This is a genomic window from Coraliomargarita algicola (assembly GCF_033878955.1).
Taxonomy (GTDB): domain Bacteria; phylum Verrucomicrobiota; class Verrucomicrobiia; order Opitutales; family Coraliomargaritaceae; genus Thalassobacterium; species Thalassobacterium algicola.
The window spans coordinates 2,973,796-2,988,945 of the sequence record NZ_CP138858.1; the positions used below are offsets into that span (position 1 = coordinate 2,973,796).

The window sequence follows — 15,150 nt, forward strand, 5'->3', positions numbered from 1 at the left end:
GTCGTAAGAGTGCGTCCATGTGCCTTTTGCCTTGCGGCGCAGGTAGCTGCGAGTCATTTAAGGCAGGCAATTTTTACAGCGCCAGCCCCAATTTACTTATGGCAAATTTTAAGAAGTCTTCTCATCGACATCTCCCTCATGCATCGAGTGGCATCAAAAAGTTCGTTATCGGACTGCTGATCGTCGTGCTTGCGCTCGCGATTTTAGCTGGTTTCTGGTTTTTAAGCCAGTTGGGCCCCAAGGATGTCGATTATCGTGATCTGAACTACAGTGTAGAGGTGCCTGAATCTGTGAAGGCCTTGCAGGAAGAGAGTCTTGCGTTGGAGTCACAGTTCGAAGACATACTGGCACTGCGTGATGCGGGGCCAGAGGATATTTTGTTGTTAAAAGGAGCGCTGACAAAGCAGGAAGCCTATCTCTCGCAGATTTCGAGGGTCGATTCGGAGGGGCAGAAGCGCTTGGTGAATTTGAAAGAGCGCTATCATAATCTGGCGGCTGAGCCAATGCGTTTAGAAAGTTTGGACTTGGAGCGTGAGGCGGAGGCCTTGGTCGCCGAGGAGGATTACGAAAATGCGCGCGTTAAATTCCGAGAGGCTTATCAAAAGCAACGTCAAATTAATGAGACTTTTCCTTTAAGTTCGGCTTATAACGTGGGCCGTGCGACGCGATTGGAACGGCAGGCACGTTATCTGATGGCGGTGCCTCTGTTGCAGCGTAGTATTGCGCTGGAGGAAGAAGCGGACCTCTTTATCGAGAGACAGGAGTGGGGGCCGGCAGAAGAGCGTTTGCAGCAAGCGATGGCGCTGCAGGATCAGTTGAACCGGGAATATCGTGGCACCAATCAGTCTAGTGTGGCGCGACTTGAGCGCTTGCGTATCAAGCTGGTAGGCATCCGTTCCGGCCAGAGCTATGTGGAAGTGCAGCGTGTCGCCCAGCTTGCGGATGAACGGCGTGCCGCGAATGAAAATCTAGAGGCGGCCGCGCTCTATCTGGAAGCGTCGCGATTGCAGCGTCAGCTCAATGATGCCTATCGCGACAGTCCTTATGCTTCATCGGAGCGTGTTTCCGAGTATCAACGCAAGAGCCAGACGGCCGAGAGTTTTGAGCTTGGTCTGGCGATCGAGCGTAACCACGACCTGATGCAAAAATTGCTGGCAGAGCGGCGCACCTACGAGGCGGCTGAAGTGATCGCAGCTTTGCGTCGTGATATTAAGCAGATGGAAGAAGCCTTTCCGCGTAGTTCACTCAATGATGAAGATCTGCAGTTGAAAGTCCGCTATTTAAATTTGGTTCAGAACGACTTGGGTTTTATTCAGGACCGTATTTATGATGCTTTACTGCCCATTCCTGAGGTTGAGGGCTGGCGAATGCTGCGCACGGAAGTGCCTCAGGCCTTGTATTCTCTGATTATGGGAACGAACCCCAGTCGTAATAAGGGGGATGTTCGCCCGGTGGATTCTGTTAGCTGGGTGGAGGCGAAAAATTTCTGTGAGCGACTCAGTTGGATTTTGGGGGAGTCAGTGCGCTTGCCGACGGAAAACGAGTTTCGCCAAGCTTTGGGTGCTTTGCGCTACGTGGTGTTGGAAGATCATGTTTGGAGTGTTTCTGATGCAGAGGGCGTGCCGCAATCGGTGGCAACAAAAGCAGCTTTCGCCAGTGGCTTTTATGATTTGTTGGGCAATGTCAGTGAGTGGCTAGAGTCGATCAATCGTTTTGATACAGAGGATGCACGCCACATCGGAGGCCATGCGCAGGATCGCCTGGAATCCATTTTCACTGTGCCCATTCGTGAGGCTCCACGTGGGGAACGCAATCGTCTGACAGGCTTCCGTGTCGTTGTAAAAGTTGATTAAAAAAGCGTGTGCGGAAAGTTCTCGTTGCTAAGGTCGAGGATATGCCTTGTCGTTAATTGATGGGGTCGAGTGAACAAGAGCCTGAACATCACGAGCTTCCGCCTGAAGCGCGGCGCGCGGTACGTGTTATTTACATCGTGATGGCTGTGATGATTTTACTGCCCATCTTGCTTATTTGGCTCCTTGATATTATTCGTTTTGGTGGCTCGTAGTATGATTTTATATGAATAAAACGATTATAATTGTTAGAATATTTTTCCTTCTCGTCAGTGTGCTGGGCTGTGTGCTTTTGACCTATGTCACGGACGGTTGGAGTCTTATGCCTGTGCTTTTTGTGGGGATGAGTTTGGCAGTCTTGGTGATTCTGACGGATGTATTGTTAGAGGGCTTTTCTTTGCGTGGACTTTCGGCGATTACTTTCGGTCTCGCGGTGGGTGGATTGATTGCCTATTTGATTTCCAGTTCGCCGCTATTTGAACCTTTAGAGGCGGACCCTGATCTAGCGGAAACGCTTTTCCTGTCCCGTCTGGCGCTCTATGTTATAACGATGTATTTGGCGACTGTGGTGGCGCTGCGTGGGCGGGATGAGTTCAACCTTGTTATCCCTTATGTTCGTTTTAGTCCACAGAATGTAGAGTCTTCGGTGGTCGTGGTGGATACCAGTGCACTTATAGATGGGCGCATCGCTGCAATTTGTGAAAGCGGTTGGTTTGGCTATGCGATGGTTATTCCGCGTTTTGTTCTGGATGAGTTGCAGACGGTGGCTGACTCGAGTGATACGGCTCGTAAGGAGAAGGGGCGTAAGGGGCTGGAAGTGCTTAATCGTATCCGGAAGATGAAGCATGTTGATATTCGGATACATGAAAGTGCTGTGCCCGACCGCGAGGCTGTGGACTCGAAGTTGGTTTACCTCGCTGAATCGATGAAGGCCAAGTTACTGACTACGGATTACAATCTAGCTAAGCTAGCTGAGTTCCATGGGGTGGATTGGTTGAATATTACCTCTCTGGTGAAGTCTTTAAATCAAGAGGTTTCCGTTGGGACACGTGTGAATGTTGAACTGGTGCGCCCAGGGAAGGATGCGGGGCAGGCGATCGGTTATCTGCCGGATGGTTCGATGTTGGTGGTCAATAATGGTCGGAAATGGATTGGACAAGAGATCCGCGTGGAGGTGGATTCGGTAGTCCCCTCGTCTGGCGGAAAGATGATTTTTGCGACTCATTATCCGGATGTTGCGGAGCTTGATCGCTGAATCTGCAGGCGTTGAACCAAACTTCTGTTTGATGTTAAAAACTTTGTTAAAGCCTGTTCGTTCATCGTTTTTACTTGGGTTTTTTGTACCGATGCACTTTATTTGCCACGCTCGGGGATTCTTCCCGACACTATATATATATAATACATCATACTAAACTAAGGAATATCATTATGAACACACAAAGCAAAAAGGGTTTCACCCTCGTCGAAATCATGATCGTGGTTGTTATCATCGGTCTTCTCGCTGCCATGGCGATTCCAGCTTTCCAAAAGGTTCGCACAACTTCACAAGAAAAAGCGATCACCAACAATCTTCGTCAGCTAGCTTCTGGTGCGGAACAGTACTTCCTTGAAGAAGGTGTCACTACTGTATCTAGCTCAAGCCTGGTTGCTGATGGTGGTTATGTTAAGGCCTTTTCTAATGTCTCCGGTGATGGTGACAGCTACACAGCTACGATCACTACAGCGTTAACTGAATTGACTGCGGATCATCCAAGTGGTTCAGGCAGCATCTCGATTGCTTTCTAAGCGAATCGGATCTTATTTTCTATAATCAAAGCCTTCCGCATCGTGCGGGAGGCTTTTTTTTTATGTATACTAGAGTTTACTTGTTACCATATGTTGTCTAGTTCAGTCGGTCGGTCTTTAATTGTTCAGCGGATTTATGGCTCATATATGGTTTATTAAGTGCATCACATTTGTACTTTCGTCAGTTTGCGCAATTGTTGTGGGCTTTTTTTGCTGTGATAAGTTAGAAGCTTTGCAGTTGATTGCGCGTTACGAGGTACTGGTCGCACTTGGTTCTTTTGCTGCTGTTTGCGACCGCAGCGCTGTGTTTTATGCGGTCAATTCCTAGGCGCATGGTCCAGGGGGCTCTCTTTAAGCGCTCTATGGGGCCAATTATATTTGTGGGCTTGGTTTCTGTGCTGCTTTTGAACTCTCAGCCCAGAGAGTTTAAGATTGTGATGGATGAGCCTGTGTTGATGGCGACTGCATTGCAAATGCACACTTTAAGAGAGTCCAAGACGGCGGCGAAGGCCTATCAGATTAATGGGAACTTCGAAATTTTGACTGCGTATACCGATAAACGCCCCACACTGTTTCCTTTTATTGTGAGTCAAGTCCACGCGTTGACAGGCTATCGTGCGACCCAAGGTATTTGGCTTAATACGCTTTTAACACCTGTGTTTTTGTCACTGTTGTTTTATGCAGGGGGAGTGTTGTGGAATAAGTGGGGTGGTTACATGGCAGTGGTTCTTTTTAGCACCGTGCCGTTGTTGGCCATGAATATGTGCGGGTCCGGCTTTGAACTTTTGAACATGACACTTCTGCTGGCAACAGCGCTGGCTGGATATGGCTATCTCAAGCAGTCGTCCGCTGATCGAGCGAATTTGTTTGTTATGTTCGGCCTTTTGTTGGCGCATACGCGTTATGAATCAGCTCTCTATATCGGGGCTATTGGATTGGTGCTCTGTTTAGTTTGGTGGCGACAGAGGCAAATTGAGTTTTCGTGGGCCGTCATTGTAGCCCCCTTGTTGTTGATTAGTTTGCCGCTGCGACGTATCATCCACTCTGATAATGCGCTGATTTGGCAACTGGACGCAAAAGGCGTGACCAGTCCATTCTCGATTGAATACGTGAAGGATAACCTGTCACATGCTTTGAATTACTTTTTTGCATATGATTTGGAACAAGCAAACAGTCTACTTCTTAGTATTTTATTTGCGATGGCTCTGGTGCTCTTAGGCTGGCTGCTGTTACGGCGTCGAGTGCGTATCGATACGACTTCTCCCCTGTTTTGTATTTCGAGTATTTTTGGAGTCTCCGTGCTGGGGAGTTTCATTCTATTGATGTGTTATTTTTGGGGGCAAGTGGACGATGTGATGGCTACGCGTATCATCTTACCATTTATCCTATTGCAAGTGCTCCTGGTGGTTTGGGGCTGTTCTCGATTGCCGTATGCGCACCGGGTGGCGCCTGTATTCATTTTGGGTGTTGCTATGTATTTTTTAGCCTTTTCACGGCCGTTGATGGCTCAAAGCAACTTCCTGATGCCATCGATTCAGCAACAGGAATTTAAATGGACTTTTGACTATGTTGCGTCTCGGTCTGAACGGCCGATATTATTTATTTCTAAGAGCCATATGGCAGCGCTGATTCAGCGTCGTTCTGCGCTGGTTCCAGATACGGCGATTCGTAATAAACTGAGAATCGATCTGCACTTAAAGCTACATACATTTGATGAGATCTTGATTGTACAATTTGTGCCGTATTCGCATACAGATTTAGAAATAAACAAGTTGTTAGTAGAGGAATTTGAACGAAATTTCGAGACGGAGACAGTTGTTCGAGAAAAAATAAACAATCATGGATTGATGCGGGTGGATCGGATTGTCGGGGTGAAAATGGATGCGCCTCTACGTGCTCGTGCGTTGGCACAGACACAAGAACTGTTCCAGCAAGAAGATGACCTTTGGGATTTTTATCAGACGCTACCATAAAGGATGAAGGAGATGAATATAGGCTTATTGAGTCGTTTTGACGTGATTCCTTGGCGTCGAATTGTGTGCGCGGGAATGCTCGCGCTGCTTTCTGTGGCACTGGTCTGCTTGCTGTCGGCTGATGCCATGAAGTGGGGCGTTCGCTACCTTGGTTATTACTTTGTTTTCGTTATCGTGGCTGCTAGTGGCTACTACGCTTTTCGGGCATGGCGCCAAAGTGGAGTGATTGTGCAATTTGCGAAGAAGGATCTTATTTGTGGCGGCCTGAGTGTCTTGGTCGGCGCATGGGTTATTTTCGTGCATGCCACGCTCGACTATAAGATTGCGATGGATGACTACTTGCTCGCGGCGACTGCCAAAAGTCTGCATGAGACACGTGAGGTCAGTATGGTTACGCTAGGTAACTATTGGGGAGATGCTTTTGTGAGTGAAGCAGTCGAGGTGGATAAGCGGCCTTGGTTCTATCCCTTTGTTGTTTCAGTATTGTATGATGTATTCGGCTATTCAGAGCGTATCCCCTTCTTGTTGAATGCGTTTACTGGCGTCGCTTTTCTATGTTTGGTTTATGTTTTTGGTCATTGGATGGGCGGTCGCTCGGCGGGCGTTTTATCGGTGCTGCTTTGGGCATCGTTGCCATTGTTGTCTCAGAATGCGACTGGAGCGGGCATGGAAATGCTGAACTTGTTCATGCTGCAATTGCTCTGTGTAGTATCGGTTGTTTATCTGAGGGCTCCTGGTGCAGCGCTTGAAGCATTGGTATCGCTGACTGCGGTCTTGCTAGTTTATACTCGTTATGAGTCGGGATTGTTTGTTTTTCCAGCTGCGATTGTGATCCTTCTGGGCTGGTGGCGGAGTGGACGTATTTATATGAGTTGGGGGGTGGTGCTATCAAGTGTGGCCTTGATTGCTGTCGCGTTACAGACGCGTATGTATTCGTTAAATGATGCGGCCTGGGAGCTTATGGATGGGGCGGTGGAGCCGTTTGCATGGGGGCATCTCATTGCAAATATACCACATGCTCTGAATTTCTTTCTAAGCTGCGATATGAGTTTGGCCAACTCTCCCTTGTTGGGCTTGTTGGCCGTGCCCGCTGTGCTCGCTTTTGTATTTCTCTTAGGACAGAGCTTAAGGTTTATTGGCGTCGCAATCCGGCTGGCTTGGTGACTGCTATTTTCGTGCTATTTATTTTGTTACAACTCGTGGTGACTCTCAGCTTCCACGCCGGGCAGCTGGATCAGCGCTTTGTATCACGCTATTCCTTGCCGTTTCATGTCTCTGTAGTCAGTGCCACAGTCTTGATTTTAGCTTATGCAGCCATTCGTTGGCGGTCTGCCTTGCAAGTCGCATGTTTCGTTACTGGTATTTTTATTCTAGTCTATACGCTGCCCAGTAATGATAAATCGATTTTCAATCATTCCAATTTTGTTGTTCGTGAGTTCAACTGGTTTGAAGAGCTTGCTCAGGAGGAGTTCGCACCTCGCAGTCTCTATGTAGACCGCTATGTGGTATTTTGGTCTCTTCAGGACCTCTCAGTCGTGCCGATACCGCGAGTGCTTAAGCGTGTGCCGAAGGTCCTCACTTATTTGGAAAGGGAAGTGTTCGACGAAATTTATGTAATCCGTCGTGCGAAGTACGTGGCGAATGAGTTTCAATCCATAGATCCAGAATTCGATGATTTGCAGCAGATTCTAAATTTAGAATTAGTAGCGGAAAAGAGTTTTAAGCCGCTTCAGCTGACACAGGTATATCGCGTGCAGGGATTGCAGCCAAACGTCGAACTTACTCTTTCAAATTAATTGTATATAGATGATTGAACTTGCTCGCCGTAGGGAGTGATACGAATTGGAGTAGCGTGGTAATATGGATAAAAGTAAATTAAGAGAGCATTTCGACTGGGTGGCTCAGAATGATGCGCGAGCGCGTCGTTGGCAGCGTGGTTTTCATTCGCAGATTAAAGCCTACTATCAATTCCATATTTCAGAAGGTAAGCGCGTATTGGAGTGGGGCTGCGGCGCGGGTGATTTACTTGCGTCGCTAAAGCCAGCGCAAGGTGTGGGAATTGATATCAGTCCTGAAATGCTGAAGCGGGCAGATGCGCAGCATGCAGCGGAGAATTTGGAGTTTAGAGTTGGAGACTTGGAGGATCTAGAGTTTGAGGGCACGTTTGACGTGATTGTGTTGGATTATTTGGTCGGTTATTTGCCGGATGTGCATGCGAGCATCGCTGCGCTGCGTAAATACTGCCATCCCAGGACGCGTGTTCACATTATGTCTTTGAATCATTTGTGGGAGCCGCTCTTGAAAATTGCTCCGTCTTTAGGTATGGCAACGCCTCAACCTCCCAGTAATTGGCTGAGTTCCAGTGATCTGGAAAATATATTGGAGTTAAATGGTTTTGAAGTGGTGAGTTCCGGGAGTGAGCAAATGCTGCCATTCCGGATTCCGCTGTTGGCACCCTTTTTCAACAGCTTTTTAGTGCGACTGCCTCTGCTGCGTCATCTAGGCATGTCGACCACAGTCGTGGCCCGTTTCATTGTGAAGCCGCAGATTGATGGTGAGATCTCTTGTTCAGTTGTGGTGCCTGCGCGCAACGAATCGGGGAATATTCGAGCGGCACTGGAGCGTATCCCAACTTTGGGGACGCAGACGGAGGTGATCTTCGTGGAGGGCAATAGTGTCGACGATACTTGGGAGGTCATTCAGCGCGAAGTGGCGGCTTACGAGGGGCCGCATCGTATTCAATACCTGCAACAACCCGGCAAGGGGAAGTGGGACGCGGTGTTTGCAGGTTTTGCGGTGGCGAAGGGGGATGTGTTGGTCATTCAGGATGGTGATTTGACTGCGCCGCCCGAGGATTTGCCTAAGTTTTATGAAGCGATTGCTTCGGGCAGTTGTGAATTTGCCAATGGCTGTCGCTTGGTCTATCCGATGGAAACGCAAGCGATGCGTTTTTTGAATTTGCTGGGAAATAAATTCTTTGCAGCAGCACTCAGTTTTGTTTTGGGCCAGCCCATCAAGGATAGCCTGTGTGGCACTAAGATGATGCTGCGCTCGGATTATGAGCGCCTGCTCAAACGAATCGAAGTGCTGGGAGACTTTGATCCGTTCGGCGATTTTAATCTACTCTTCGGAAGTGCGATGCTGGATTTGAGGATTCGTGATATCTTGGTGCGTTATCGTGACCGGACCTATGGGGATACAAATATCTCTCGTTTCCGACACGGTTGGATCTTGCTGCGTATGACATGGTTCGGGCTGCGAAAAATCCGATTTTTCTCCTTACGCGAGAGGTAGCCAGAAGTGGAAGGAGGTGCCCTCGGGGGAGGAGTGGGCGAGCTCAATATTGCCGCGGTGGTCGCGGAGGATGCGTTTGCTGATGGAGAGGCCCAGGCCAGTGCCGTCTGGGCGGTCAGTCAGGAAGGATTCGAAGATGTCGGCCTGTATGGCCTCCGGGATGCCGCTGCCATTGTCGGTGATTGTCAGGTGAGCGCAGCTCTCGTCGGTGGTGGCTTCGATTCGAATACGACCGCCATCAGGCATGGCTTGAGTCGCGTTGAGCACCAAGTTGAGCATGACCTGCAACATTTGTCCTTTATTGACGGCGACTAGTATTTTCTTTTTGGGCGGTTCGAATTCTAGGGTGATCTTTTGCTGATGGAGCTTTAGGCGGACCAATTTGAGCGTGTCGTTGACCAAAATACTGAGGTCCTGGCGGGTGTGCATGCCCTCGCGGGTGCGGCCAAAGCTGAGCACCCGTTCGACGATTTCTTCCAGTTGATTCAGCTTCTCTCCGATGACTTGCACATCTGTATGGCGTGGGTCTTCTTGCGTGAATTTGAGGTCGAGTGAGTCGAATAGCAGTTTTATGACTGTCAATGGGTTGCGGATCTCGTGTGCGATTTCGGCTGCAAGCATGCCTAAGGTCGTGAGTTTCTCATTGCGCCGCATCGACTCTTCGCTGGCAAAAATGCGGGAGTAGTGGCGTGCGTTTTGGATCGCGATGGCACCCACCCCGGCGAGTGTGGTGAAGGCGTTTTTTTCGTCGTTGTTGAAGCGATGCGATTGGTCGGTGTAGGCGATGATGACTCCGATGACCTCTTCGCCGAAAATGATTGGGGAGGCCAGCATAGAAATGAGACCTTCGCGTTGGATCGTGCGGAGGGAGTCGTTCTCTTCGGTAAATGCGAGATCGTGGACTTCGATTTGTTTGCGCCGATGAATTGTGGCCCCTAGCGCACTGTCTTCCAGTGGGAGGGATAGTTTTTCATCAACGGGGCCCGATGGATTTATAAAGCTGTGTAGGTGCAGTTCGCGGCCATCTGGACTGAGTAAAAAGAGGGCGCTACTGTGGCAGTCCATTAAGTGCCTCGCCTGCCGGGTCAGTGCTTCCATTAGTTCATCACTGTCGAGCTCGCCGACCAGTTGCTGGCTCATGTCGACCAGAGATTCCAGCTGGTTGGCCTTGGCTCGGAGTTGTTTGATCATCCACAGACGTGAAACGACCCGGGTGGCCTCATTTGTGAGCAAAGTGAGGATTTTGAGAGCGGATTCACCAAAGGCGTTGGTTTGCTCGCTGTCTACGTTGACGACTCCGATCACCATGCCTTGGTCTTCCATGGGCACGGCCATTTCTGAGCGCACACTGGGGCGCACGGAGATGTAGCGTGGTTCATTTCGTACATCGCCTACGATGAGCGCTCGGCCGTGGAGGGCGGTCCAGCCAGTAATGCCTTGGCCCAGGGCGAGTTCTAAATTGCTCCAGTCCTCGGGGAGACCGTAGGAAGCTTCGAGTTCTAAGCCCTTGGTATCGGGGTTGATTAAGGCAATGGACGCGCTACTGGGCTTGAGCACCTTGATGATTTCATCCAAGATGAGGCGCAGGGCCGTCTTAGGGTCTTCCGTATCCGATACTAGGCTGCTGATGCGATAGAGCGAGTCGATCGCGGTTTGCTCGTTTGCTGGGTCGTCCATCCAAGAGACGGTTCTATTCTTTTACGATTTTGTCGAGCTCTTCGCGCAATTCGAGTAATGAGGTGGTATAATTATCTTGTTCGCTCTTGTCGTTCTTGATGTAGAAAGTATCCATTGCGACCCCGCGTTCGGTGGCGATGCGGGCGAACCCGATGTCGAAGCCCTTCTTGGTAATTAAGCGCGAGAGTTGATAGAGCAGACCGATGCGGTCGCTGGCCTGCACTTCGATGATTGTCTGCTTGAGTGAGAGCTCGTGATAGACGTCCACGCTCGGCGGGAAGGGGGCCGGAAGCATGTCTTTAGTCTTGGTCTTGGCCATGATTTTGCTTTCGAGCTCGTTGATTTCTGGCATGAGCTCTTTCTCTTCAATCAGAGCTTCGTGCAGGCGTTTTTCGAAGATCTCACGGGCTTTTTTGTTGGAGACGACGCCTCCGTCCGGGTCCATTACGTAGAAAGTATCGATGGTGATGTGATCTTTGCGGGTAATGGCCTTCGTGCTTACGATATTGACCCCGGCCAGTGTGAGGGCGCCCGCTAGCTTGTAGAACAGACCCGCACGGTCCCAAGTGACGACGTCGATCACAGACATGCTTAGGTCGATGTCATCATGCCAATCGATGATTGGGGCGAGTGTGGCCATGGATTCGGCCAACTGAATCTGTGCCAGCAAGCGGTGTACCATGCGTAGATGAAGTTCGATGTCGTCCTGATGGGTATTTATAAAGTAGCGCTCCGGAAGTAAGTTGAAGTGCGCTTCGATTTCTTCTTCCGAAATGCCTTCAAGTTTTTTCTGGAGTAGTTGTTGGTGTAGCATGTTGATTTGGTCTTTCCGCTTTTGTTCAATGATGGCGTCGTCTTCAAACTGCTCAAGCGTTCTAACGTAAAGTGTGCGGTGCATGGCATCCTTGTAGCTGTTCCACAGAGTGGGGGCAGTTCCGCGGGCGTCGCAGTAGGTGTGTACGTATAGAAATCTGAGTTTTTGCGGGTCTTCGTTGAATTCTGCGAAGGAGGCCGCTGTCTTGGGATCGTCTAAGTCAAACCGTTGCCAGAATCGTGCCATTTCTAAGTGGTTACGAATAATAAATAGAATTTGTTCCTGTTGCTCATGCCCAATGCCAAAACGCGTAAGGATGGGTTGCGCGATGCGGACACCATTAACATCATGGTTCTTAACGCCTTCGGCTTTTCCAATGTCGTGCAATAGTAAGATTAAGTAGAGCAGCAGTGGGTCGTCATTCTTGCGTAATTCTTTTTCGTAGCGTGCGTATTCTTGGTCGTGTTTGCTGAAGACACGGTCGAGGTGCCGGATGGTGCGCAGTACGTGTGCATCGGCGGTGTAGCGGTGGTAATATTCGTGCTGGACCATGCAGGTGAGCTCGCCAAATTCGGGAAGATAGCGGCCTAGTACGCCCATTTCGTGCATTTGCATGAGAATGGGGTAGACTTCACCCGGGCTGCGTAAAATGGCGCAGAAGCTCTTCGCGGCTGAAGGGCTGTTGATTATATTATGGTCGATCAGCGGGATCGAGCGGGTGATCAAAAAGCGTAGGTCCGGGTCCAAGCGGGCACCAAATTGCTGTGATAGACGAAAGATGCGTATCAGGCGCACGGGGTCGTCTTTGAATACGTTGGGGCTGTCGATCGAAAAGTACTTTTTCGTACAATTGAAAGCCTTCGACCTTTTTGATTGGTAGGTGTTGGTGCGCACGTAGGGCCTCGCGGAAGCTGATGCGGGCTTTACTGCCAGTGGCCGCTTCCAGCGCCATGCGTTCCTTGAGCATTTCGCTGGTCTGGTAAATGGTGCGTGCGGCTGTATAGTAGTCCTTCATGAAGGACTCGACCCGTTCGAAGATGTCTTTTTGCGGGTAGTTTAATTGCTCGGCGATGTTGGGTTGTTGCTCCAGATCCAGCTTATCTGTGGGGCGTCGGTTTTGCAGATGGAGTTCCGTGCGGGCGCGCAGTAGAAAGTCGTATGACTCGACCATGGCTTGGCGCTCATCTTCGCGCAGCAGCTTTGCCTTGACTAGGTCTCGAAAGGAGCGAAAGCCGTATTTAATATGTGCCATCCAGAGTATGTTCTGGTAGTCGCGCAGGCCTCCGACGCCGTTTTTTATGTCGGGTTCTTGTAGGTAGATAGTATTGCCGGATTTGGCGTGGCGTTCCAATTCGTCTTCGAGTCGTTGTTGAATGTAGAGCTTCGAATTTTCCTTTTTTACAAACTCCTCAAAGCGGCTGCGCATGCTTTTGTAGAGAGGTTCGGAGCCGCAAATGATACGCGACTCTAAGATAGCGTTTTTCGATTGCACTTCCTTGCGGCATTCTTCGATCACCTCTTTAGCGTTGCGAGAGGCGTGTCCCACCTTGAGCCCCAGGTCCCAGAGCGGATAGAGAATGCCTTCGGTCACCACTTCCTGGAATTTTTCATAGTCCTTGCCCGCTGCTTTGAGCGGATAGAGAAACATGATGTCGATGTCGCTGTGGGGGTTTAGCTCGCGACGACCGTAACCACCAGTGGCGAGAATCGCCATTTTCGTGGGCAGTGGGCCGTGTTCAGTTGCGTAGAGGTCGAGCGCGGCGAGAAAGAGATTTTCGATCACCACGTCGATCATGGCGGCTCTGGCTTGGCACACCTTGCGGCCTGATTCGCCCTTTCGGTGCATACGCTCCAGCATGACGTTTTCCAGCTGCATGTAGCGTTTGTAAGCAGGAAGTTGCTTACTGCGGGAGACACCAGGATCGAATACCAGCCGCTTTTGAGCGTGTTGGTGGAGACGGCGGAAGAGCGGATTATCTTGAATAGGCATGTGCCGGACTGTGGTTGAGTTTCTGAAAGGAACCTTCTTTTTGCGCTTCGCGTCAAGTGAGTTCGCGAATCGTCTACCCAGCTGTTAAATAAATCTGTTTCGCTTTTGACCCCGGGCTGCTTTCTGCTACCGGTATCTGTTCTCCACTAATTAGAAACACCAATACCAAATATTATGCAAATTGCAGAAGGAACAGTCGTCGCTATGGACTACGCGCTTAAGGACGACGAAGGAACATTACTTGATCAATCTCAGCCAGGCCAGCCGCTGACATATCTTCACGGACATAAGAACATCATCCCAGGTCTTGAATCTGCCCTCGCTGGTAAGGTTGCCGGAGATACTGTCGAAGTGCGTGTCGCTCCAGAGGATGGCTACGGTGCGCCGAATCCAGCTCTTGAGCAGGTCGTGCCACGTGATCGTTTTCAAGGCGTCGAGTCGCTTGAAGTGGGCATGCAGTTTCAAGCTAGCACCGACCAAGGCCCCGTTTCAGGTACGTGTGGTTAAAGTCGAGGAAAATGATGTTACAGTCGATGGTAACCACCCGCTTGCTGGTAAACACCTAAATTTCAATGTCACTGTACAAGATGTGCGCGCGGCAACTGAAGAAGAGCTTGCGCATGGCCATATCCACCAAGGCGGTGGATGCTGTGGCGGCGGTGGTGGCGGCGAATGCTGCAGCTCTGAAGAGAGCGAAGGCGAATGCTGCAACGACGAGAAAGAAGAACAAGGCGGCTGTGGCTGCTCGCACTAATCTCATCGCTTAGGTATTTTATTTAAAGCGCCTCATCGAATTCTCGGTGAGGCGCTTTTTTTGCTAAAATTGATCGGTCACGAGCAGTGTCGTAGGTCCATCCGCGCTTAGGCTGACACCTGTCACGTAGGGCTGCAGGTAGTTGCTGCCTTTGCTTAGGATTGTTCCGCTTTGCTGGTCGGTCAACTGACCGGTTACGACGTGGATCAGGCGCGGGCCCTCGCCTGCTGGCAGTTCGAGGACGGCATCCCCTGCTTGTAGCTCGAATTTACGGATGCGGAATTCCTTGCAGTCTGCCAAGGTTTGCGTGCCGGGGACGATCTTGAGCGTTTCCGGCTCGTAGTCTGTGAAATCGATCGATTTGAGCGATTCTTCGATGTGTAATTGACGCGGAGCCCCGTCCAAGCCGACGCGGCCCCAGTCGTATACACGATAGGTGGTGTCGGAGTTTTGCTGGATTTCCAGGATTAAGTTGCCTGCATCGATTGCGTGCATGCGCCCGCTTTCGACTAGGATGGAATCACCCGCTTTGACCGGGAAACGATGCACGCAGTCTTCCGCTTTGTTGTCTGCCAGTGCTTGGGTAAATTGCTCTTTGGTGACGCCCGCTTTCAGGCCGACGATTAGAGATGCACCCTCGTCGCACTCCGCGATATACCAGTTTTCTGTTTTAGGTTCACCACCGAGTGAGGGGGCGATTTCGGCGGGTGGGTGGACCTGGAGTGAGAGGCGGTCCTGGCAGTCCAGCCATTTGATCAAGATTGGGAAAGGCTGGGAGCCGTCGCGCCCCGGGCCTAGGATGTCCGCTGCGGCGCTTTCCAGTAGCTCACGAATGGTTTTTCCAGCTAATGGCCCAGAGGCGACGACGGATTGTTCACCTTTACGGTCGACTAGTTCCCAGCTCTCCCCGATTACTTTGTTTTTAGGCAGTGTGCGGCCGAGTTTGGCTTCGAGGCCGCGACCGCCCCAAACGCGTTCCATATACAGTGGAGTAAATGTGAGTAATTCCATAA

The 15,150-nt window shown here is 50.4% G+C and carries 11 protein-coding genes and 1 pseudogene; 8 read left to right on the forward strand and 4 right to left on the reverse strand.

What is annotated here, in order from left to right:
* Nucleotides 1-98 precede the first annotated feature (98 nt).
* From SH580_RS12060 to SH580_RS12090, 7 genes are all read left to right on the forward strand, one after another.
* On the forward strand, nucleotides 99-1,853 hold the full coding sequence (locus SH580_RS12060; protein WP_319831112.1) for an SUMF1/EgtB/PvdO family nonheme iron enzyme: 1,755 nt from the start codon (nucleotides 99-101) through the stop codon (nucleotides 1,851-1,853).
* 223 nt (nucleotides 1,854-2,076) lie between these two features.
* The gene (locus SH580_RS12065) at nucleotides 2,077-3,105 is read left to right on the forward strand and encodes a PIN/TRAM domain-containing protein (RefSeq protein WP_319831113.1); all 1,029 of its coding nucleotides are present in this window, start codon (nucleotides 2,077-2,079) and stop codon (nucleotides 3,103-3,105) included.
* A 173-nt stretch (nucleotides 3,106-3,278) separates the two neighbouring features.
* A complete protein-coding gene (locus tag SH580_RS12070; protein ID WP_319831114.1) occupies nucleotides 3,279-3,635 on the forward strand; it encodes a prepilin-type N-terminal cleavage/methylation domain-containing protein in 357 nt (118 codons plus the stop codon).
* 434 nt (nucleotides 3,636-4,069) lie between these two features.
* Nucleotides 4,070-5,608 (forward strand): hypothetical protein, encoded by a 1,539-nt coding sequence (locus SH580_RS12075; protein WP_319831115.1) that lies wholly within the window; start codon nucleotides 4,070-4,072, stop codon nucleotides 5,606-5,608.
* 12 nt (nucleotides 5,609-5,620) lie between these two features.
* Complete coding sequence (locus SH580_RS12080) at nucleotides 5,621-6,772, forward strand: glycosyltransferase family protein (RefSeq protein WP_319831116.1); 1,152 nt, start codon at nucleotides 5,621-5,623, stop codon at nucleotides 6,770-6,772.
* A 23-nt stretch (nucleotides 6,773-6,795) separates the two neighbouring features.
* The gene (locus tag SH580_RS12085) at nucleotides 6,796-7,404 is read left to right on the forward strand and encodes a hypothetical protein (RefSeq protein WP_319831117.1); all 609 of its coding nucleotides are present in this window, start codon (nucleotides 6,796-6,798) and stop codon (nucleotides 7,402-7,404) included.
* Nucleotides 7,405-7,468: 64 nt separating this feature from the next.
* On the forward strand, nucleotides 7,469-8,902 hold the full coding sequence (locus SH580_RS12090) for a glycosyltransferase (protein WP_319831118.1): 1,434 nt from the start codon (nucleotides 7,469-7,471) through the stop codon (nucleotides 8,900-8,902).
* Here SH580_RS12090 and SH580_RS12095 read toward each other — a convergent pair.
* The 3 genes from SH580_RS12095 to SH580_RS12105 are packed head-to-tail and all read right to left on the reverse strand — an operon-like array spanning nucleotide 8,888 to nucleotide 13,383.
* On the reverse strand, nucleotides 8,888-10,579 hold the full coding sequence (locus SH580_RS12095) for a GAF domain-containing protein (RefSeq protein ID WP_319831119.1): 1,692 nt from the start codon (nucleotides 10,577-10,579) through the stop codon (nucleotides 8,888-8,890). The two genes, SH580_RS12090 and SH580_RS12095, sit on opposite strands and share 15 nt — an antisense overlap.
* Before the next feature lie 13 nt (nucleotides 10,580-10,592).
* On the reverse strand, nucleotides 10,593-12,188 hold the full coding sequence (locus SH580_RS12100) for an HD domain-containing protein (RefSeq protein WP_319831120.1): 1,596 nt from the start codon (nucleotides 12,186-12,188) through the stop codon (nucleotides 10,593-10,595).
* Nucleotides 12,085-13,383, reverse strand: a complete 1,299-nt coding sequence (locus SH580_RS12105) for a [protein-PII] uridylyltransferase family protein (RefSeq protein ID WP_319831121.1) — start codon at nucleotides 13,381-13,383, stop codon at nucleotides 12,085-12,087. Before SH580_RS12105 ends, SH580_RS12100 begins: the two co-directional genes overlap by 104 nt.
* A 174-nt stretch (nucleotides 13,384-13,557) precedes the next feature.
* Between SH580_RS12105 and SH580_RS22035 the strand changes: the two are divergent.
* Nucleotides 13,558-14,029, forward strand: a pseudogene (locus SH580_RS22035) (FKBP-type peptidyl-prolyl cis-trans isomerase); the annotation flags it as partial.
* A 171-nt stretch (nucleotides 14,030-14,200) separates the two neighbouring features.
* Here SH580_RS22035 and SH580_RS12120 read toward each other — a convergent pair.
* On the reverse strand, nucleotides 14,201-15,148 hold the full coding sequence (locus SH580_RS12120; protein WP_319831124.1) for a type I phosphomannose isomerase catalytic subunit: 948 nt from the start codon (nucleotides 15,146-15,148) through the stop codon (nucleotides 14,201-14,203).
* Between the last annotated feature and the right edge of the window lie 2 nt (nucleotides 15,149-15,150).

Bases quoted from the DNA above. Each gene is read 5' to 3' on its own strand.
- SH580_RS12060 (WP_319831112.1), top strand. From the start codon at position 99: ATGGCAAATTTTAAGAAGTCTTCTCATCGACATCTCCCTCATGCATCG.
- SH580_RS12065 (WP_319831113.1), top strand. From the start codon at position 2,077: ATGAATAAAACGATTATAATTGTTAGAATATTTTTCCTTCTCGTCAGT.
- SH580_RS12070 (WP_319831114.1), top strand. From the start codon at position 3,279: ATGAACACACAAAGCAAAAAGGGTTTCACCCTCGTCGAAATCATGATC.
- SH580_RS12080 (WP_319831116.1), top strand. From the start codon at position 5,621: ATGAATATAGGCTTATTGAGTCGTTTTGACGTGATTCCTTGGCGTCGA.
- SH580_RS12090 (WP_319831118.1), top strand. From the start codon at position 7,469: ATGGATAAAAGTAAATTAAGAGAGCATTTCGACTGGGTGGCTCAGAAT.
- SH580_RS12095 (WP_319831119.1), bottom strand. From the start codon at position 10,579: ATGGACGACCCAGCAAACGAGCAAACCGCGATCGACTCGCTCTATCGC.
- SH580_RS12105 (WP_319831121.1), bottom strand. From the start codon at position 13,383: ATGCCTATTCAAGATAATCCGCTCTTCCGCCGTCTCCACCAACACGCT.
- SH580_RS12120 (WP_319831124.1), bottom strand. From the start codon at position 15,148: ATGGAATTACTCACATTTACTCCACTGTATATGGAACGCGTTTGGGGC.